Source organism: Psychromonas aquatilis, from assembly GCF_038155185.1.
Taxonomy (GTDB): Bacteria; Pseudomonadota; Gammaproteobacteria; order Enterobacterales; family Psychromonadaceae; genus Psychromonas; species Psychromonas aquatilis.
Map to the genome: position 1 here is coordinate 53,820 of NZ_JBAKAZ010000006.1, position 17,815 is coordinate 71,634.

22 protein-coding genes are annotated in these 17,815 nt (G+C 40.5%); 19 read left to right on the plus strand and 3 right to left on the minus strand.

What is annotated here, in order from left to right; all coding sequences use genetic code 11:
• Positions 1-228 precede the first annotated feature (228 nt).
• Genes V6256_RS02700 through V6256_RS02715 form a run of 4 tightly spaced genes read left to right on the plus strand, consistent with a single transcriptional unit; the run spans position 229 to position 7,784 of the window.
• On the plus strand, positions 229-1,518 hold the full coding sequence (locus tag V6256_RS02700) for a thiolase family protein (protein ID WP_341596494.1): 1,290 nt from the start codon (positions 229-231) through the stop codon (positions 1,516-1,518).
• On the plus strand, positions 1,518-3,650 hold the full coding sequence (locus V6256_RS02705; protein ID WP_341596496.1) for a 3-hydroxyacyl-CoA dehydrogenase NAD-binding domain-containing protein: 2,133 nt from the start codon (positions 1,518-1,520) through the stop codon (positions 3,648-3,650). The genes V6256_RS02700 and V6256_RS02705 overlap by 1 nt, the downstream gene beginning before the upstream one ends.
• A gap of 60 nt (positions 3,651-3,710) precedes the next feature.
• On the plus strand, positions 3,711-5,600 hold the full coding sequence (locus V6256_RS02710) for an acyl-CoA dehydrogenase family protein (protein ID WP_341596497.1): 1,890 nt from the start codon (positions 3,711-3,713) through the stop codon (positions 5,598-5,600).
• 6 nt (positions 5,601-5,606) lie between these two features.
• On the plus strand, positions 5,607-7,784 hold the full coding sequence (locus V6256_RS02715; protein WP_341596499.1) for an alpha/beta fold hydrolase: 2,178 nt from the start codon (positions 5,607-5,609) through the stop codon (positions 7,782-7,784).
• A gap of 4 nt (positions 7,785-7,788) precedes the next feature.
• Here V6256_RS02715 and V6256_RS02720 read toward each other — a convergent pair whose 3' ends face one another.
• From V6256_RS02720 to V6256_RS02730, 3 genes are read right to left on the minus strand one after another with little or no spacing between them, the layout of a single operon-like run.
• Complete coding sequence (locus V6256_RS02720) at positions 7,789-8,103, minus strand: MGMT family protein (RefSeq protein WP_341596501.1); 315 nt, start codon at positions 8,101-8,103, stop codon at positions 7,789-7,791.
• The gene (locus V6256_RS02725; RefSeq protein WP_341596503.1) at positions 8,090-8,782 is read right to left on the minus strand and encodes a pseudouridine synthase; all 693 of its coding nucleotides are present in this window, start codon (positions 8,780-8,782) and stop codon (positions 8,090-8,092) included. Before V6256_RS02725 ends, V6256_RS02720 begins: the two co-directional genes overlap by 14 nt.
• Complete coding sequence (locus tag V6256_RS02730; RefSeq protein ID WP_341596505.1) at positions 8,783-10,795, minus strand: GNAT family N-acetyltransferase; 2,013 nt, start codon at positions 10,793-10,795, stop codon at positions 8,783-8,785.
• Positions 10,796-11,160: 365 nt separating this feature from the next.
• Here V6256_RS02730 and rpsJ point away from each other — a divergent pair, with 365 nt between their 5' ends.
• The 15 genes from rpsJ to rpsN all read left to right on the plus strand — a co-directional run bounded on the left by rpsJ (position 11,161) and on the right by rpsN (position 17,812).
• Entirely contained in the window at positions 11,161-11,472 is a 312-nt protein-coding gene (gene rpsJ, locus V6256_RS02735; RefSeq protein WP_025563085.1) for a 30S ribosomal protein S10, read from the plus strand.
• Between the two features lie 15 nt (positions 11,473-11,487).
• A complete protein-coding gene (gene rplC / locus V6256_RS02740) occupies positions 11,488-12,126 on the plus strand; it encodes a 50S ribosomal protein L3 (protein ID WP_341596508.1) in 639 nt (212 codons plus the stop codon).
• Positions 12,127-12,140: 14 nt separating this feature from the next.
• On the plus strand, positions 12,141-12,746 hold the full coding sequence (gene rplD / locus V6256_RS02745) for a 50S ribosomal protein L4 (protein ID WP_341596510.1): 606 nt from the start codon (positions 12,141-12,143) through the stop codon (positions 12,744-12,746).
• Complete coding sequence (rplW, locus tag V6256_RS02750) at positions 12,743-13,042, plus strand: 50S ribosomal protein L23 (protein ID WP_341596512.1); 300 nt, start codon at positions 12,743-12,745, stop codon at positions 13,040-13,042. Before rplD ends, rplW begins: the two co-directional genes overlap by 4 nt.
• An 11-nt stretch (positions 13,043-13,053) precedes the next feature.
• Positions 13,054-13,881: a 50S ribosomal protein L2 gene (gene rplB / locus V6256_RS02755; RefSeq protein WP_341596514.1), complete on the plus strand. Its 828-nt coding sequence runs from the start codon at positions 13,054-13,056 to the stop codon at positions 13,879-13,881.
• A 14-nt stretch (positions 13,882-13,895) separates the two neighbouring features.
• Entirely contained in the window at positions 13,896-14,171 is a 276-nt protein-coding gene (rpsS, locus tag V6256_RS02760) for a 30S ribosomal protein S19 (protein WP_113819677.1), read from the plus strand.
• A gap of 8 nt (positions 14,172-14,179) precedes the next feature.
• Positions 14,180-14,515: a 50S ribosomal protein L22 gene (gene rplV / locus V6256_RS02765; protein ID WP_341596520.1), complete on the plus strand. Its 336-nt coding sequence runs from the start codon at positions 14,180-14,182 to the stop codon at positions 14,513-14,515.
• A 3-nt stretch (positions 14,516-14,518) separates the two neighbouring features.
• Positions 14,519-15,208 carry a 30S ribosomal protein S3 gene (gene rpsC / locus V6256_RS02770; RefSeq protein ID WP_341596522.1) on the plus strand — a complete coding sequence of 230 codons (690 nt, stop codon included), beginning with the start codon at positions 14,519-14,521 and terminating at the stop codon, positions 15,206-15,208.
• Positions 15,209-15,220: 12 nt separating this feature from the next.
• Entirely contained in the window at positions 15,221-15,631 is a 411-nt protein-coding gene (gene rplP, locus V6256_RS02775; protein WP_134289635.1) for a 50S ribosomal protein L16, read from the plus strand.
• Positions 15,631-15,822, plus strand: a complete 192-nt coding sequence (gene rpmC, locus V6256_RS02780) for a 50S ribosomal protein L29 (protein WP_341596526.1) — start codon at positions 15,631-15,633, stop codon at positions 15,820-15,822. Before rplP ends, rpmC begins: the two co-directional genes overlap by 1 nt.
• Positions 15,822-16,073 (plus strand): 30S ribosomal protein S17, encoded by a 252-nt coding sequence (rpsQ, locus tag V6256_RS02785; protein WP_341596528.1) that lies wholly within the window; start codon positions 15,822-15,824, stop codon positions 16,071-16,073. The genes rpmC and rpsQ overlap by 1 nt, the downstream gene beginning before the upstream one ends.
• A 176-nt stretch (positions 16,074-16,249) precedes the next feature.
• Positions 16,250-16,618 (plus strand): 50S ribosomal protein L14, encoded by a 369-nt coding sequence (rplN, locus tag V6256_RS02790; RefSeq protein WP_341596530.1) that lies wholly within the window; start codon positions 16,250-16,252, stop codon positions 16,616-16,618.
• A gap of 10 nt (positions 16,619-16,628) precedes the next feature.
• Positions 16,629-16,943: a 50S ribosomal protein L24 gene (rplX, locus tag V6256_RS02795; protein WP_341596532.1), complete on the plus strand. Its 315-nt coding sequence runs from the start codon at positions 16,629-16,631 to the stop codon at positions 16,941-16,943.
• 12 nt (positions 16,944-16,955) lie between these two features.
• Positions 16,956-17,495, plus strand: a complete 540-nt coding sequence (rplE, locus tag V6256_RS02800) for a 50S ribosomal protein L5 (RefSeq protein WP_341596534.1) — start codon at positions 16,956-16,958, stop codon at positions 17,493-17,495.
• 11 nt (positions 17,496-17,506) lie between these two features.
• Positions 17,507-17,812, plus strand: a complete 306-nt coding sequence (gene rpsN / locus V6256_RS02805; protein ID WP_341596535.1) for a 30S ribosomal protein S14 — start codon at positions 17,507-17,509, stop codon at positions 17,810-17,812.
• Positions 17,813-17,815 lie beyond the last annotated feature (3 nt).

Sequence of the window (17,815 nt, forward strand, 5' to 3'; positions counted from 1 at the left end):
GCGATATCCATCGCGAATTTAAGGTTACTTTTCATATTTTCATTGCTCAAAAATTAGGCGGTAATATACTGGTTTGACATGTATTTTTAAGTGATAAATAAATGGCTAATTAATACTTACACTACAGTGCACGCTCATCTACATCCATTTCTAGATCACTTTAAATCATTATCTTTGACGTTTTACGCAATGCCATATTGGGTATAAAGATAATGCAGGAGGTCGGTGATGAAACAAAGACTGGCAATAATTGAAGGTGGTCGCAGCCCATTTTGTAAAGCTGGCACTGAATTTAAGTCTATGCAAGCAGATCAGCTAGGTGCAATGGTAGTACGCGAGTTGATGGCGAGTTCTTCTCTTAATTATCAAGATATTGATGAAGTGATTATAGGTAATGTCGCGCAACCTGGTCATGCTGCGAATATTGCTCGGGTAATCGCACTACAAGGTGGCTTTCCTGTCAGTACTTGTGCTTATACAGTGAATCGTAACTGTGCCTCAGGTATGGAGTCGATGACTACGGCTGCGAATAAAATATTTGCAGGTGAAATCGATACTGCATTGGTGGGCGGCAGTGAGTCTATGTCGAGTATTCCACTTCTTTATAATCCCCAAATGACCGCCTTTTTTAGCGAAATGATGTTGGCTAAAACAACACTGGCTAAGTTTAAGGTTTTATCTAAATTTCGTTTACCTTTTTTAAAGCCTACGATAGGAATAGAGCTTGGCTTAACTGACCCTGTGTGCGGATTAAATATGGGGGAAACTGCTGAGGTATTAGCAAGAGAGTTTTCAATCTCACGCGAGCAACAAGATAAGTTTGCATTGAAAAGTCATCAACAGGCTCTTGATGCTCAGAGAAGTAATAGGTTTAACCGTGAAATTATCAGTGTGCTCGTCGCTCCGCATTATCAACATATTCAACATACAGATAATGGACCTCGTGATTCATTAACCTTAGAGGGGTTAAGTAAGTTACGACCTTATTTTGATCGTTTAGCGGGCAGTGTGACAGTGGGTAATGCTTGTCCAATTACCGATGGGGCAGTGGCTTTTACTGTTATGTCTGAAAGCAATGCTAAACAACGCGGCTTAACTCCTTTAGGTTATTTAAGTGATTACATTTACGCAGGGCTAGAAGGTAGCCGGATGGGATTGGGGCCTGCTTACGCCACCTCAAAATTATTAGCGCGCTCTGGTATGGCGATCAGCGATTTTGATTTACTGGAATTAAATGAAGCGTTTGCGGTGCAGGTTATTGCTAATCAACAAGCGTTTGCTAGTAAACAGTTTGCACAAACATATTTACAAAGAGCAACCGCATTGGGAGAGATTGATCCTGCTAAGTTAAATGTTAATGGGGGAGCGATTGCCTTGGGCCATCCTGTTGGTGCCACTGGTGGCAGGTTGATATTAACGTTATTACACGAACTACGGGAACGTCGTTTACAACGTGGTCTAGCGACCTTGTGTATTGGTGGCGGACAAGGTAGCGCATTAATGTTGGAGGTTGAATAATGAAACATATTCACATACAACAAAATGAGTGGTTAATCAGAGTAACCTTTGATTGCGCAGAGCAAAAAATTAATACGCTTTCTCATCAAGTAATGAATGAGCTATGTGCTTTACTTAAGCAGTTTGAAAGTGCACCGCAAAAGGTTATTAGCTTTGAAAGTGCTAAGCAAGATATATTTATTGCTGGTGCTGATATCAAAGAGTTGCAACAGATTAATGATGTTGAAATGGCTAAAGAAAAAGCTCATTTCGGTCAGAAGATATTTAAAACTTTAGCGGCCTTACCGCAAACAAAAGTGGCCGTTATTAATGGCTCTTGTGTTGGTGGTGGCTGTGAATTGGCGTTAGCCTGTGATTTTAGATTAGCCACTGATAATCCTAAAACTAAAATAGGATTACCTGAAGTTAAGCTTGGTATTATTCCTGGTTGGGGAGGCACACAGCGCTTACCTCGTTTGATTGGCTTGCCTGCTGCATTATCGATGATACTGCCTGGAAAGTTAGTCTCTGCCAGTAAAGCTTATCGCTTACATCTAGTCGATAAGGTGATCTCTTGTATTGATTTAGAGGAGCAAGTTGAACAGTTCTTAGAAAATCTACAAAACAGCTCTTTTCAAACTGACCTTGTGAACAGAAGGCAACCTAAAAATACCTTAGGTAAGTTGAAACAGTTTATCGGCGATACAGCTGCTGCACGTTTTTATATTTTAAAAAAAGCACGTCAACAGGTGCTTAAAACAACCAAAGGTTTGTATCCAGCGCCATTAGCCGTATTAGATGTTTATGAGAAAAAGTGTGGGTTTGACGAAGGTATTCAGCGAGAGTTAATTGAATTTTCAAATCTAGCGCCTTCTGATATTTGTAAAAACTTAATTGCGATATTTTTTCTGACTCAAGAAGTTAAAAGGCAGCAACGAGAGGCATATTCTGATGTGGTTACGCTCCCTAAAACAGGCGCGGTGATCGGTGCTGGTGTAATGGGAGGTGGGATTGCATGGCTAATGAGTAGTAAAGGTTTATCTGTGCGCCTTAAAGATATTCAGTGGCAGTCAATCGAGTTAGGTTATCAAAAGGTCGTTGAGTATTTTAATCAATTGAAAAAAAGAGGAAAAGTTAAGCAGGGTGAGATAGATGCTGCAATTAATCGGATTGGCGGTTCTTTAGATTATAGCGGCTTTAATCGTGTGGATATGGCTATTGAAGCTGTGGTCGAGGTGATTGACGTTAAACAAAAGGTATTACAGGAAGCTGAAGCTGCATTACCAGAGACTAGCTTATTATGTACCAATACTTCTGCATTATCAGTCACGGAGATGGCCAGTGTATTAAAACGACCTGAACAGTTTTGTGGGATACATTTTTTTAATCCAGTTAACCGAATGCCACTTGTTGAAGTAATTAAAGGCCAACAAACCAATTCACAAACTATCGCGCAGGCGATCTCTGTTTGTCATCTCTGGGGCAAAGTACCGGTTGTGGTTAAAGACAGTCCAGGCTTTTTGGTTAATCGGATTTTACTACCTTATTTAAATGAAGCTGCTTATTTATTAGAAGAGGGAGCTGATATTGAAAAAGTTGATCAGGTTATGACCGATTTTGGCATGCCAATGGGGCCTTTTCAGTTGGCTGATCAAGTAGGTATTGATGTTGGTTATAAAGTAGCAAAAATATTAGAAGCGAGTTTTGGTGAGCGTATGCAAGTGGCACCGGTACTCGAGCATTTATACGCTAAGTTAAAGTTATTAGGGAAAAAAAGTGGACGTGGCTTTTATCGCTACCAAGATCAGGAAGTGCAAGTTAATGAGCTTTTGTATCAATCACCTACGGTAAAAGACAGTGAAGATAAAAGCGATGCAGAAATCATTGACCGATTAATGTTAGTGATGGTTAATGAAGCAGCGCATTGTATAGATGAAGGGATCGTTGAGAATGCAGGACAATTAGATTTAGCGATGGTGATGGGCACTGGTTTTCCTGCGTGGCGTGGAGGGTTATGCCGTTGGGCTGATAATGTTGGTTGTGCAGAAGTAGCTAAACGATTAGATGCATTACAGCAAACAGTAGGGAGTCGTTATCAAGCTGCTACTTACCTGCGAACATGTGCAAAACAGGGACGTGGTTTTTATCAATAGTTTATTGCAGTCTTAATTAAATCAAAGCCGTTGAGCAGTGGTTTTGATTAAGGAGTGGTTATGAGTTTTCCTGAAGATAAAAAAGTCATTATTGATACTTCTAAAATGAGTGATCAAAAAGCTTCGTCCTTAAACCTGACTGAAGAAGCCCGCGAGTCAGTATGGCAACATCCAAGCTTTGCTAAGTCTTTATTTATGGGCGAGTTTAAGTCAGATGCTATTTTTCCATTTCCTGAACAAACTACCGAAGATAAGCTAATTGGCGATAAAATGGTGAAACAAGTTGGTATTGTTTTAGCTAAAACATTAGATGCCGACTTAGTAGATGAGACGCGATTAATTCCAGATAAAGCAATGAAAGCCTTAGCTAAAATTGGGGTTTTCTCAATGAAAATTCCTAAAGAGTACGGGGGATTAGACTTTTCTCAGGTCAATTATAATCGAGTACTAATGGCGATCGCCAGTCACTGTGGGTCAACAGCAGTATTAGTTTCAGCACACCAAAGTATTGGTGTGCCTCAGCCAGTTAAATTATTTGGTACTGAAGAGCAAAAACAACGTTTTTTACCTTTATTTAAAAATGGAGCCATTTCTGCCTTTGCATTAACTGAGCCGAGTGTTGGTTCTGATCCTGCGCAAATGGAAACAACAGCAAGGTTAAATGCAGCAGGCACGCACTATTTAATTAATGGTGAGAAATTATGGTGTACAAATGGGCTAATCGCCGATTACTTAGTGGTGATGGCATGTACCACTCCTAAAATAGTGGATGATAAGGAAGTGAAGCAGATTTCTGCTTTTATTGTGAACGGTAAAAGTGCCGGGATTAATATTAAGCACCGTTGTGACTTCATGGGGATCCGCGGCATTCAGAATGGCTTAATAGCGTTTAAAGATGTGGAAGTGCCAGTAGAGGATAGATTACTAGAAGAAGGACAAGGGTTAAAAATTGCATTAGCAACGCTAAATACCGGGCGTTTAACGATTCCTGCTGCAAGTACTGGTATGGCAAAACAATGTTTAAATATGGCCCGTCGCTGGGGTAAACAAAGAGTGCAGTGGGGATTACCGATTGCTCAGCATGAGAAAGGGAGTAATCGTATTGCTTATCTTGCTTCTACTACCTTTGCCATGGAGTCTGTGACTTGGTTAACCAGCTTTATGGCAGATAAGGGGGATCTGGATATTCGCATGGAAGCTGCCATGGCGAAATTATTTTGTAGTGAAATGGCCTGGCAGGTAATGGATGAAACAGTGCAAATGTTTGGTGGCCGAGGCTTTGAGAAAGCAAGCTCCCTTAAAGCCCGTGGTGAGTTGCCTTTTCCTGTAGAGCGCATGTTACGGGATGCACGAATTAATCGTATTATTGAAGGAACAACGGACATTATGGAGTTGTTTTTAAGTCGTGAAGCTTTGGATACACATTTATCGTTAGCTGCCGATTTAATAAAGCCAGGTGCGGACTTCTCTACCAAACGTGATGCTGCTTTTAAGTTATTTAAAGAATACGCATCTTGGTATCCAGCACAAATATTTAATAAGGAGTTTATTGAGCAGTTTACCTTAAGTGGTGACCTTGCAGAGCATGTTAATTATTGTCAGCGAAGTACGCACCGTCTCGCGCGAGTATTATTTGAGCAGGTTGTCACACATCGTGAAAAATTAGAGTTACGCCAAGAAACATTAGGTCACTTAATGACGATAGGTTGCGAAATATTTGCCATGGTTAGTACTTGTTCTTATGCAAAAAGCCAAGTGTCAGCGGGTTATTCTAATGCGGTTGCGTTAGCGGATCATCATTGTCTTTTAGCTACACAGAGAATAGAAGCTCATTTTGACGCATTATCTGCACCACACTCAAGTACCGCGCAAAAAATCAGTGATGCTATTTTAAATGAGCAATTCCAATGGTTAGAGGAAGGTATCTATCCAATTGCTGATGGGAAGTGATCGCTTATGCCAAAAGAGTCGACCTTAGAAAAGCCTAGTTCATCTTTCTTAATTTCAGGTTGGTTGATTAACTTGATAGAGAAGTTTACTAAGTCTTCAGTATCTGCCGAAGGAGTAGAGTTTTTAAGTGCACATCCTACGTTATTCGTGGTTAATCATTTTACACGTATGGAAACAGCACTATTACCTCAAGCCTTATATAAGTTTAATGGGCAAATGGTGCATTCTTTAGCAGACAGCTCATTGTTTGTGGGAAATTTTGGTCGCGTTTTAGAGTCTGTTGGCGCATTACCTTTAAATCTACCTAACCGTAATGAAAAGATTATTTCTGAACTTATGCGTGGTACTTATAACTGGGTGATTTATCCTGAAGGTGGCATGGTTAAAAATAAAAAGGTGTTTAACAAAGGCCGTTTATCAATGCAAATGCCAAATGCATCGAGAGCGCCACACACCGGGGCTGCTATGTTGGCATTACAAACCTTTCTAAAGAAGGAGGAGTATAAAAAAGCGATTGCAGAGAATAATGAAGCATTAATTAGTTATTACCAAGAAACCTATGACTTGCATGGGCCTACCGATCTTTCTCCATTAGATCTACATATTGTGCCAGTGAATATTAGTTATTACCCATTACGTCCCGGTAAAAACTTAATTTCTGCAGGTGCACAACTTTTCTTTAAAGAATTACCTGATTTTTTTGAAGAGGAGTTGTTAGTAGAGGGAAATATTATTCTTGAGGAGTGTGATATTTCAATTTGTTTTGGCCATGCAATTAACTTACGTACTTTTACCAGGCCATATCGACGATTCTTTAGTTTACTGACGCCTTTTATTTCTTCCGCTAAACGTATGGATTATTTAATGGAGTTGATGCGTCATCGCTTAACTAAGCAGTTTATGCTGAGAGTATACGGTAGCCTATCCATTAATATGGACCATCTTGTGACTACGGCATTACGCTTTATTCCCAGTAATGGAATGAAGGAAAGTGACTTTAAAAAAGTGATTTATTTGACGATTGTACACATTAAAGAAAATAAAAAGAGAAGGGTGCATCCAAGTTTATCGGAAGGGGTGATTAACCTTGTTAGTGGTGAAGTTTATAAGCCTTATGACTTAAGTCTTCAATTAGCAATCAATGAACAGGTGGCAAACATCCAAGATGGTGTTATTTTTGTTAATTGTGAGAAGTTTAATATGCAACATCCTTTTCACCGGATGCGGATTGAAAGTGTCGTTAATGTGTTAGTTAATGAATTCGAGATCATGAGTAGTTATGTTAAAAAGATTAAAAGGTTAATCTCAACCTCTCCTAAGAAGCTATCTGCACAAGTTGCTAAGCAAGTATTAAAAACGGATTGCTTGTTATTTGAAGGTGAGCGTATGCGTTCTTTTGATCGCTTACACACTAAAACAAGAGTAATTGGCAAGCCGCAATATTTTCAAGGTGAAACAGATAAAGTCGGTGTGTTATTAATTCATGGCTTTTTAGCTTCACCTAAAGAGATGGAAGCACTTGCTTTATATTTAAATGGTTTGGGTTATGGAGCTTATCTTGTTCGTTTATTGGGGCATGGCACGTTGGCAAAAGAAATGCGTGACTGTACTGTTCAAGGTTGGATTGAATCAGTAAATCGAGGTTATGCCGTATTATCGCATTATCATCAAAAAGTGGTTGTGGTTGGCTTTTCTGCTGGTGGGCTATTAGCGTTATTAAAAAGTACAACGAATGTTGATAACATCGCTGGGGTTGTGGCAATTAACCCTGCTATATCATTAAAGAAAAAGTCTGTTTTTTTCACGTCCTTGTTAGATAGTTGGAATAATCTACTGAGCCATTTCTCTTTGCAGGTCGGGACACTGAAGTGGGTGGAGAATAAAACAGAAAGCCCCGAGAGTAATTATGACCGTATTTATATTGCTGGGTTAAGGCAATTACTTATTTTACAAGATAGATGTGAATCGATATTACATAATGTCTACTTGCCATTATTAATTATTCAGGGCAGCAATGATCCTGTGGTTGAAAATGATGGTGCGGATCAAATTATGCGTTCAGTAATGAGCAAAGATAAAACGTTACATAAGATTGAAGCGGATGAGCATATTATTGTCAGGGGAGACAAAGCTGAAGAGGTTTATCGACCGATCCTCAGCTTTATTCAAAGACTAATTGATTAATAAATTAAAAGCGGTGACGTTGTTTGTCTAGATTGAGTATTTTTAAGTTTTTACTGTCTAACTCAATACCTTCTTCCTGTAATAGCGCTATTTTTTTATCTGTTCCTAATGCAAATTTGCCGATAGCTCCGTTACTATTGACCACGCGATGGCAAGGCACAATGATCGGTGTTGGATTACTGGCCATCGCATTCCCAACAGCTTGGTAAGCTTTACCGCCAAGGTGATGCGCAATATCTGCATAGGTGACCACTTTTCCTTTTGGAATTTTTACTAAGAGGTCATAACATTGTTGATTGAATGATTTACTTGAATCCATTGATCTCTTGCTCCGTTAAAAAACGAGATTCACCTAATACTAAATTAGGGTCTAGCTCTACAGCGCCTATTTTTTCTCGGTGTAACCCTGTTACAAAATTACCTACTGCCGCAAACATGCGTTTTACTTGATGGTATTTACCCTCGCTGATTGTTAATACCACCTCTGTTTCATTAATTAGCTCAAGCTTTGCTGGTAAACAAGGTTGTGGTTCACTTTTTAGCTGTATCCCTTCTGCAAACTGATCAACGATACTTTGGTCAACAGGCTCTTGTAAGTGAACACGATAACGTTTTTCACATTTTTTACGTGGGCTAGTCACTTGGTGTGACCATTGGCCATCATCGGTAATTAAGACTAAGCCTGTAGTGTCTGCATCTAATCTACCTGCAATAAAAACATTCTGCTTTTTTTCTATTTCAATAAGGTTTAATAGACTTGGCATTTGTTCATCGACATTAGAGCTAATAAAACCAGGTGGTTTGTTTAGCATTAGGTAGCGAAAGCCACGCACTGTTAGTGTTTGTCCTTTAAAAGTAATGATATCTTCAGCTGTTACTTTATATGCGCCACTACGTAAAGCTCCTTTTTGATTGTTAATCATGCCTTTACGAATAACATTCTTGGCTTCGCTGCGGGTTAACTCTGTTGATTCACAGATAAATTTATCAAGTCTCATTTATTTTTCTCTTGGTATTGAATTAAGTAATTCGCAGATACAGTTTTTTAAGAATGCTTGCGCTTGTTTTTGTCCGGTAAAGTTTTGTTCTTTTATGACCTGTTGCCAACTATGATTTTGAATCACTTTGGTTATCAAACAGTGTTGTTGTCGTTGGTTCAACGAGGCCAATGATGTGTTATAGAGCAATTCAATTAATAGATATTCTACATTTTCATAGCTACGATTGGCATTAATATATCCTGATAGCGAATGATATTGTGTATTTCCTGATTTATTTGTTATTTCAGGCCAAAGCGCGATGATGGTAGCCGCTTCTAATTGAGCAAGTTGCCTACTTAGTTGTACCTTGATTTGTTGGTGAAAGGCGGCTTGTATTTGTTGGTGCAATATTAATGCTTTCTCATTTAAAGGTAAGTTAACCATAAATGAATGTTGCCCGCTGCTTTTGTCTCGACTGGTACCGATCCGTAAAACTTGAAACTGTTGTTGCTGCCAAAAACGAATAAGCTGCTCACTACCTGCAAAGCTAGCACTGATATGGTCAAACTGTTGTTGTCTAGCCCAAGCGATAGCCCAACTCAATAATCGAGAACCCAATTGCTGGTTTTGCAAAATAGGTTGTACAGCGATACGTTGCACTCGGGCGAACTTTTGCATTGCAGCTTGCTTGAAGCCACTGTGAAAAGTAAGTGATTGTGCAATTAGATGACCTTTAGGGCGACGCTTACCCTGGTAGATATCATCAGCTAGTTGTGGTTCAAACCCACCTTCACGATTAATTAAGAGAACGGCTAGGATTTGTTGCTCATGATACATCCCTATCATTGTTAAATCTTGATCATTAAGTAATGCACTTAAGTCAGAAGGTTTGGTTTGATAATGCGCATTAATTAATAACGAAAACAGTTGATTGAGTCGAGTAGGGTGCTCCAATAAAGATTGTTTATTAATGACCTCAATACGGGGTTGTACATCCTGTATTGTAAAATGACTCAAAGCTTGCTTTTCCATTAAGCATAAGCTGTTGAGAGTAAAAGCTTCTACGGGATCATTTTCAGCCCAACGGATTGCTTTATTGAGTTGCAAGCTTCGCCATTGCGGTGCTATTTGAGATAGTTGCTGTTGAAAGCGTAATGCAAACCCTCGGCCTGAGCCCTCATAACCAAATTGCGTTGTTGCAAAAACTAACCTTGAGTAACGTTTACTAAAGTGCGCTAACATTTTCAGTGGGATTGCAGCTGCTTCATCAATAATTAATAGCTCACAATCAGGTTGTTCTATATATAAGGCATCTGGTGCGATAAAAATAAGTCGGTTAATGTGTTGTTTTTCTAATAATGTTAGTGATGCATGTTTATAGACAATCTTTACCGCTTGCTTACTTGGTGCACAAATAAGTATTTTAGAACAACCTTCATTAATTAAAGTAGCGGCAGCTATGCCCAGTGCTGCAGATTTACCTCGACCACGGTTGGCGGTTATGACCAAAGGGCGGCGACGGTGGCCGGTCACGGTTTTCATAATTTGTTGAATAGCTTGTTGCTGCTCAATATATTGATCGTTGTCAGGTTTATTATTAACCCTTGATTGTGCAACAAGAGGTAAAGCTGTTTCTTGGTTAATAATAGGAAAAGCAAATGAGATAAGCTGCTTTTCTATATAAGTAGAGAAGTAATCTGTGTTCGCGATGATTTTAGGCAATATCAATATAATGATAGAGCCACCTTTAACTGCACCTTCTGCTGCAGCAAACATATTGGCATCGAAGTGCTCTGACATATTAAGTATTAACAACTCAATATCTTGGCCTAATAGAGAGTTGTAGTTATTGGCCGTGATAGAGGAGGGGGCTTTTCCGCACCATTTATAGGCAACTTGTTCTGTATCTATGATAGAAATCGCTTGTGTTATGGCCCAATGTTCTTCTCCCTTTAAGCAAAAGAGCTGTCTATGATTAGATTGGCGCGCTAATTGTTTAAGTTGTTGGTAAAACTGAATGAGTGAAGCCAAAGGTGATCCCTAGTTGAATGTAATACAAGCGAGACTGAAAATGTAACATATATTGAAAGGGAGTGTGAGTTGTGGAAGAATTTCATTATTCGATGCTGACAGAGAACATTTCGAATATTTTTTAAACAAAACACCAATAAAGGGTTGCTTAAGTCAGCAGTTAGTGTATTATACGCCCACTTGCCAATAAGGCAGGCGGGTTAATGAACCCATAACCAGACAAAAAATGAATAATAAAATTGTTGGTTATCAAAAATGACTCCCAATTGGGGAGCTACTAGTTTGAATATACACTTGAGGTCTATCTAGGATAGGTTGTCAGGTGTATATTTGTATGTTGTATTTTTAACTAGGAGTTTTGGTCCATGCAGAACCAAAGAATCCGTATCCGCCTTAAAGCTTTTGATCATAAACTGATCGATCAATCAACGGCGGAGATCGTTGAAACTGCAAAGCGCACAGGTGCTCAGGTACGTGGTCCTATTCCACTACCAACTCGTAAAGAACGTTTCACTGTACTAACTTCACCGCATGTAAACAAAGATGCACGTGATCAGTATGAGATTCGTACTCACAAGCGCTTGATTGATATCGTAGAACCAACTGAAAAGACTGTTGACGCACTAATGAAGCTAGATTTAGCTGCTGGCGTTGATGTTCAAATCAGCTTGGGTTAGAAAGGAGTTATCGTAATGACAATCGGTCTAGTAGGTCGTAAAGTTGGTATGACTCGCATCTTCACTGAAGATGGTGTTTCTATCCCAGTTACAGTTCTAGAATGTTCACCAAACCGTGTTACTCAAGTTAAAACACTTGATACTGATGGCTACCAAGCTATTCAAGTAACTGCTGGCGAGAAAAAAGCTAGCCGTGTAAACAAGCCAGAAGCTGGTCACTTTGCGAAAGCAGGTGTTGAAGCTGGTCGTGGTTTATGGGAATTCCGCCTTGGTCAAGACGAAGGTGCAGATATTCAAGTTGGTGCTGAGCTAAGCGTTGAGTTGTTCAACGAAATTAATAAAGTAGATGTTACTGGTCAATCTAAAGGTAAAGGCTTCCAAGGCGGCGTTAAGCGTTGGAATTTCTCTATGCAAGATGCGACTCATGGTAACTCTATAAGCCACCGTGCTCCAGGTTCAATTGGCCAATGTCAAACACCGGGACGCGTATTTAAAGGCAAGAAAATGGCTGGTCACATGGGTGCTGAGCGTGTTACGACTCAAAACCTTGAAGTTGTTCGCGTAGACATTGAACGCAACCTACTGCTTGTAAAAGGTGCAGTAGCTGGTGCGAAAAATGGCAACGTATTCATCAAACCTGCTGTTAAAGCATAGCCGAGGAGTTAGTAATGGAATTGGTATTGAAAGATGCACAAAGTGCTCTGGAAGTTTCTGAAACTACCTTTGGACGTGAATACAACGAAGCCCTTGTACATCAGGTAGTCGTTGCATATGCAGCTGGTGCTCGTCAAGGTACTCGCGCTCAGAAAACCCGTAGTGAAGTTCGCGGTGGTGGTAAAAAGCCATGGCGTCAAAAGGGTACTGGTCGCGCACGTGCAGGTACAATCCGCAGCCCAATTTGGGTTGGTGGTGGTGTAACTTTTGCAGCTCGTCCACAGGACCATAGCCAGAAAGTTAACAAAAAAATGTACCGCGGTGCAGTAAGAAGTATTCTTTCTGAGTTAGTTCGTCAGGATCGTCTAATCGTTGTCGAGAAATTTACTGTTGAGGCTCCTAAAACTAAAGAGCTTGCAGCTAAATTAAAAGACCTGGATCTTAAAGATGTGTTAATCATCACTGAAGAGTTAGATGAAAATCTATTCTTAGCAGCGCGTAACTTATACAAAGTTGACGTGCGTGATGTTCAAGGCATTGACCCAGTTAGCCTTATCGCGTTTGATAAAGTTCTAGTAACTGCTGATGCAGTGAAAAAGATTGAGGAGAGCCTAGCATGATCAGTGAAGCACGTTTACTGCAAGTTGTTATAGCCCCGCATGTCTCTGAAAAGGGAACTTTATCTGCTGAAAACCATAACACTATGGTATTCAAAGTTGCAGGTACTGCGACTAAAGCAGAAATCAAAGCGGCAGTTCAGAAGTTATTTGATGTTGAAGTTACTGGTGTTCGCACACTAAACGTGAAGGGTAAAACCAAGCGTACAGGTCAACGTATGGGTCGCCGTAGCGACTGGAAAAAAGCATACGTTACTCTGGCTGAAGGTGCAGATATTAGTTTCGATGGCGCTGAGTAGAGGAATTATATATGGCTATTGTTAAATGTAAGCCTACATCTCCAGGTCGTCGCCACTTAGTTAAAGTGGTAAATAACGATCTGCATAAAGGCAAGCCATACGCTCCACTTTTAGAGTCTAAATCTAAATCTGGTGGTCGTAATAATGGCGGTCGTATTACGGTTCGACATATTGGTGGTGGTCACAAACATCATTACCGTATCGTTGATTTCAAACGTAATAAAGATGGTATCCCAGCAAAAGTTGAGCGTTTGGAATATGATCCAAACCGTAGTGCAAACATTGCACTAGTACTTTATGCTGATGGTGAACGTCGTTACATCCTTGCCCCTAAAGGCATGGTTGCTGGTGATGTAATCCAATCTGGTGAAGATGCATCAATCAAAGTAGGTAACTGCTTACCGATGCGTAACATCCCAGTAGGTACAACAGTACACGCTGTAGAAATGAAACCTGCTAAAGGTGCACAAATTGCACGTTCTGCTGGTTCTTACAGCCAAATTATAGCTCGTGATGGTGCTTACGTTACTCTACGTTTACGTAGTGGTGAAATGCGTAAAATCCCTGCTGAGTGTCGTGCAACAATCGGTGAAGTTGGTAATGCAGAACATATGCTACGTCAACTAGGTAAAGCTGGTGCTACGCGTTGGCGTGGTGTTCGTCCTACCGTTCGTGGTGTTGTAATGAACCCAGTAGATCACCCACATGGTGGTGGTGAAGGTAAAACAAGTGGTGGTCGTCACCCAGTTTCACCTTGGGGTGTTCCAACTAAGGGTTACAAAACTCGTAAGAACAAGAAAACTGATCAGTATATTGTTCGTCGTCGTAATAAGAAATAAGCAGAGGTATCGCCATGCCACGTTCTCTCAAGAAGGGTCCTTTCATTGACCTACACTTGCTGAAGAAGGTAGAGAAAGCGGTTGATAGCAACGAGAAAAAGCCTATTAAGACTTGGTCTCGTCGCTCAATGATCATTCCTGATATGATTGGTCTAACTATCGCTGTCCATAACGGGCGTCAACACGTGCCAGTATTTGTAACTGATGAAATGATCGGTCACAAACTGGGTGAATTTGCACCAACGCGTACTTACCGTGGCCATGCTGCGGATAAGAAAGCGAAGAAATAGAGGTAATTATGGAAGCTTTAGCTAAACATTTATATGCTCGTTCTTCAGCACAGAAAGCGCGCCTGGTAGCAGACCAAATTCGTGGTCTTCCAGTAGAAAAAGCACTAGAACTTTTATCATACAGCCCTAAGAAAGCTGCTGTATTGATTAAAAAAGTTGTAGATTCTGCAATTGCAAACGCTGAACATAATGAAGATGCTGACATTGATGAACTAGTAATCACAAAAATTTGTGTTGACGAAGGTCCAACAATGAAGCGAATCATGCCGCGTGCGAAAGGTCGTGCCGATCGCATAATGAAGCGTTCTTGCCATATCACAGTAGTGGTATCAGACAGGGGTTAAACAATGGGACAGAAAGTTCATCCTAACGGTATTCGCCTAGGTATCACTAAAGCATTTAGCTCTACTTGGTATGCAGGCAAAAAAGAATTTGCAGATAACTTATACAGTGATTTTGAAATCCGTAAATTCTTAACAGAGAAATTGAAAAATGCTTCTTTGTCTAAAATAACAATTGAACGTCCAGCGAAAAGCGTACGTGTGACTATTCACACAGCTCGTCCTGGTGTTGTAATTGGTAAAAAAGGTGAAGATGTTGAGAAGCTACGCACAGCTATTGCTAAAATGGCCGGCGTTCCAGCTCAAATCAATATCTCAGAAGTTCGTAAACCTGAACTTGACGCAAAACTAGTTGCAGATTCTATCTCTTCTCAGTTAGAACGTCGTGTTATGTTCCGTCGTGCTATGAAGCGTGCGGTACAAAATGCTATGCGTCTAGGCGCTAAAGGTATCAAAGTTCAAGTTAGTGGACGTCTTGGTGGAGCTGAAATCGCTCGTGACGAATGGTATCGTGAAGGCCGTGTGCCGCTACATACTCTTCGTGCGGATATCGATTACTCTACATCAGAAGCGTTGACTGTTTACGGTATCATCGGTGTTAAGGTTTGGATATTTAAAGGTGAAATTCTTGGTGGTTTACCACTTCAACAAGAAGAACAGCCAGCTAAACCAAAACGCAAAGGTCGCGGTAAGTAGGAGAAATACGCTATGATGCAACCAAAACGTATGAAGTTCCGCAAAATGATGAAAGGCCGCAACCGTGGTCTTTCTAAAGGTGCGGAAGTAAGCTTTGGCGAATTTGGACTAAAAGCTGTCGGTCGTGGTCGAATTACTGCTCGTCAAATCGAAGCAGCACGTCGTGCAATGACTCGTCATGTTAAACGTCAAGGTAAAATCTGGATCCGTGTGTTTCCTGATAAGCCGATTACCAGCAAGCCTTTAGAGGTTCGTCAAGGTAAAGGTAAAGGTAACGTGGAATATTGGGTTGCTCAAACTCAGCCAGGTAAAGTTCTTTATGAAATGGAAGGTGTTCCAGAAGCATTGGCTCGTGAAGCATTTGCTCTTGCAGCAGCTAAATTGCCAGTGGCAACAACTTTCGTAACTCGTAAGGTGATGTAATGAAAGCTAACGAACTTAAAGATAAAAGCGTTGAAGAGCTTAATGCTGAGCTTCTAAACTTATTACGTGAGCAATTTAACTTACGTATGCAGTTAAGCACTGGTCAGTTAGAAAAGCCGCACTCAATTAAACAAGTGCGTCGTGACATCGCCCGTGTTAAGACAGTATTAAATCAGAAGGCAGGTGCGTAATGAGCGAAAAGAATACTCGTACTCTTCAAGGTAAAGTAATCAGTGCAAAAATGGAGAAATCTATTGTTGTAGCTATTGAACGTAAAGTGAAGCACCCGTTATACGGTAAATTCATGAAGCGTACTACTAAGCTTCAAGCACATGATGAAACAAACCAATGTAATGAAGGTGACTACGTAGAAATTACAGAATGTCGTCCTCTATCTAAGAATAAATCTTGGACATTGGCTAAAATCATAACTAAAGCCTAACTAACTGATTTTTAATTAGTTTGCTTAAGTTATATAAGCGAGACGGTACTCAATTCTTTGAGTGCCGTTTTTTTAGACTATCTTTCTAAAAAAGTTGGTGGTATGATGCCGCTCCCTGAAATAAGGGAACACAACTCATTTAGAGAGTATTAAATAGTAAATAGCGGAGCACTATAATGATCCAAATGCTAAGTGTGCTAGATGTCGCCGACAATAGTGGCGCTCGACGCGTAATGTGTATTAAGGTCCTTGGTGGCTCGCATCGCCGTTATGCAGCAATCGGTGATATCATCAAAGTTTCAGTGAAGGAAGCAATTCCTCGCGGAAAAATTAAAAAAGGTGATGTTCATTCAGCTGTGGTAGTGCGTACCAGAAAAGGTGTACGTCGTCCCGATGGTTCTGTTATTCGTTTTGATCGCAACGCTGCGGTTATCTTGAATGCAAACAACCAGCCAGTCGGTACACGTATCTTTGGCCCTGTAACCCGTGAGCTTCGAAATGAAAATTTCATGAAGATAGTTTCACTGGCGCCAGAAGTACTGTAAGGAACCGAAAATGGCAGCAAAAATAAAACGTGACGATGAAGTAATTGTTATTGCCGGTAAAGATAAAGGTAAAACTGGGAAAGTTTCTCAAGTTTTAGCTAACGGTAAAGTAATTATTGAAGGTGTAAATGTTCAAAAGAAACACCAAAAACCAAACCCTCAAGCGGGTGTGGAAGGCGGAATCATTGAACAGAATGCACCGATCGAAGTATCAAATGTTGCGATCTACAACTCGGCAACGAGTAAAGCAGATCGTGTTGGATTTAGATTAGAAGACGGCAAAAAAGTTCGTTTCTTCAAGTCTAATAATGAACTTGTGAAGTAACTGGAGTTTACGATGGCGAAACTGCATGATTTCTATAAAGACAACGTGGTGTCTGATTTGCAAAAGCAATTCGACTATACGTCTGTCATGCAAGTCCCTCGAATAGAGAAAATCACCCTAAACATGGGTGTTGGTGAAGCACTGGCTGATAAAAAAGTCCTAGAGCACGCTGCGTCAGATATGGCAGCAATCTCAGGTCAAAAGCCAATGATCACTAAAGCACGCCGCTCTGTGGCAGGCTTCAAAATTCGTGAAGGCTACCCGATTGGTTGTAAAGTAACACTACGTGGAGAGCGTATGTGGGATTTCTTTGAGCGTTTGGTAACAATCGCTATCCCGCGTGTACGTGATTTCCGTGGCCTAAATGCTAAGTCATTTGATGGTCGTGGTAACTACTCTATGGGTGTACGTGAGCAAATCATTTTCCCTGAAATCGATTACGATAAAGTTGATAAAGTACGTGGTTTAGATATCACAATTACTACTTCAGCTAAGTCTGACGAAGAAGCACGCGCGTTATTAACTGCGTTCAACTTCCCATTCCGTAAGTAAGGAGTTAGAAAATGGCTAAACAATCAATGAAAGCGCGTGAAGTAAAACGTGAGAAGTTAGTTGCTAAGTTCGCTGAAAAGCGTGCGGCATTAAAAGCAACTATTAGCAGTGCAAATACATCTGATGAAGATCGTTGGAATGCAGTGTTAGAGCTTCAATCGCTACCTCGTGATTCAAGTTCAGTACGTCAACGTAATCGTTGTAACGTTACTGGTCGTCCACATGGTTATCTTCGTAAATTTGGCATGAGCCGTATTAAGGTTCGTGAGCATATGATGCGCGGAGAAATCCCTGGCCTGAAAAAAGCCAGCTGGTAATCA

Excerpts from the sequence above, each read along its gene's own strand:
- V6256_RS02700 (WP_341596494.1), top strand. The coding sequence starts at position 229 with ATGAAACAAAGACTGGCAATAATTGAAGGTGGTCGCAGCCCATTTTGT.
- V6256_RS02705 (WP_341596496.1), top strand. The coding sequence starts at position 1,518 with ATGAAACATATTCACATACAACAAAATGAGTGGTTAATCAGAGTAACC.
- V6256_RS02710 (WP_341596497.1), top strand. The coding sequence starts at position 3,711 with ATGAGTTTTCCTGAAGATAAAAAAGTCATTATTGATACTTCTAAAATG.
- V6256_RS02715 (WP_341596499.1), top strand. The coding sequence starts at position 5,607 with ATGCCAAAAGAGTCGACCTTAGAAAAGCCTAGTTCATCTTTCTTAATT.
- V6256_RS02720 (WP_341596501.1), bottom strand. The coding sequence starts at position 8,103 with ATGGATTCAAGTAAATCATTCAATCAACAATGTTATGACCTCTTAGTA.
- V6256_RS02725 (WP_341596503.1), bottom strand. The coding sequence starts at position 8,782 with ATGAGACTTGATAAATTTATCTGTGAATCAACAGAGTTAACCCGCAGC.
- rpsJ (WP_025563085.1), top strand. The coding sequence starts at position 11,161 with ATGCAGAACCAAAGAATCCGTATCCGCCTTAAAGCTTTTGATCATAAA.
- rplC (WP_341596508.1), top strand. The coding sequence starts at position 11,488 with ATGACAATCGGTCTAGTAGGTCGTAAAGTTGGTATGACTCGCATCTTC.
- rplD (WP_341596510.1), top strand. The coding sequence starts at position 12,141 with ATGGAATTGGTATTGAAAGATGCACAAAGTGCTCTGGAAGTTTCTGAA.
- rplW (WP_341596512.1), top strand. The coding sequence starts at position 12,743 with ATGATCAGTGAAGCACGTTTACTGCAAGTTGTTATAGCCCCGCATGTC.
- rplB (WP_341596514.1), top strand. The coding sequence starts at position 13,054 with ATGGCTATTGTTAAATGTAAGCCTACATCTCCAGGTCGTCGCCACTTA.
- rpsS (WP_113819677.1), top strand. The coding sequence starts at position 13,896 with ATGCCACGTTCTCTCAAGAAGGGTCCTTTCATTGACCTACACTTGCTG.
- rplV (WP_341596520.1), top strand. The coding sequence starts at position 14,180 with ATGGAAGCTTTAGCTAAACATTTATATGCTCGTTCTTCAGCACAGAAA.
- rpsC (WP_341596522.1), top strand. The coding sequence starts at position 14,519 with ATGGGACAGAAAGTTCATCCTAACGGTATTCGCCTAGGTATCACTAAA.
- rplP (WP_134289635.1), top strand. The coding sequence starts at position 15,221 with ATGATGCAACCAAAACGTATGAAGTTCCGCAAAATGATGAAAGGCCGC.
- rpmC (WP_341596526.1), top strand. The coding sequence starts at position 15,631 with ATGAAAGCTAACGAACTTAAAGATAAAAGCGTTGAAGAGCTTAATGCT.
- rpsQ (WP_341596528.1), top strand. The coding sequence starts at position 15,822 with ATGAGCGAAAAGAATACTCGTACTCTTCAAGGTAAAGTAATCAGTGCA.
- rplN (WP_341596530.1), top strand. The coding sequence starts at position 16,250 with ATGATCCAAATGCTAAGTGTGCTAGATGTCGCCGACAATAGTGGCGCT.
- rplX (WP_341596532.1), top strand. The coding sequence starts at position 16,629 with ATGGCAGCAAAAATAAAACGTGACGATGAAGTAATTGTTATTGCCGGT.
- rplE (WP_341596534.1), top strand. The coding sequence starts at position 16,956 with ATGGCGAAACTGCATGATTTCTATAAAGACAACGTGGTGTCTGATTTG.
- rpsN (WP_341596535.1), top strand. The coding sequence starts at position 17,507 with ATGGCTAAACAATCAATGAAAGCGCGTGAAGTAAAACGTGAGAAGTTA.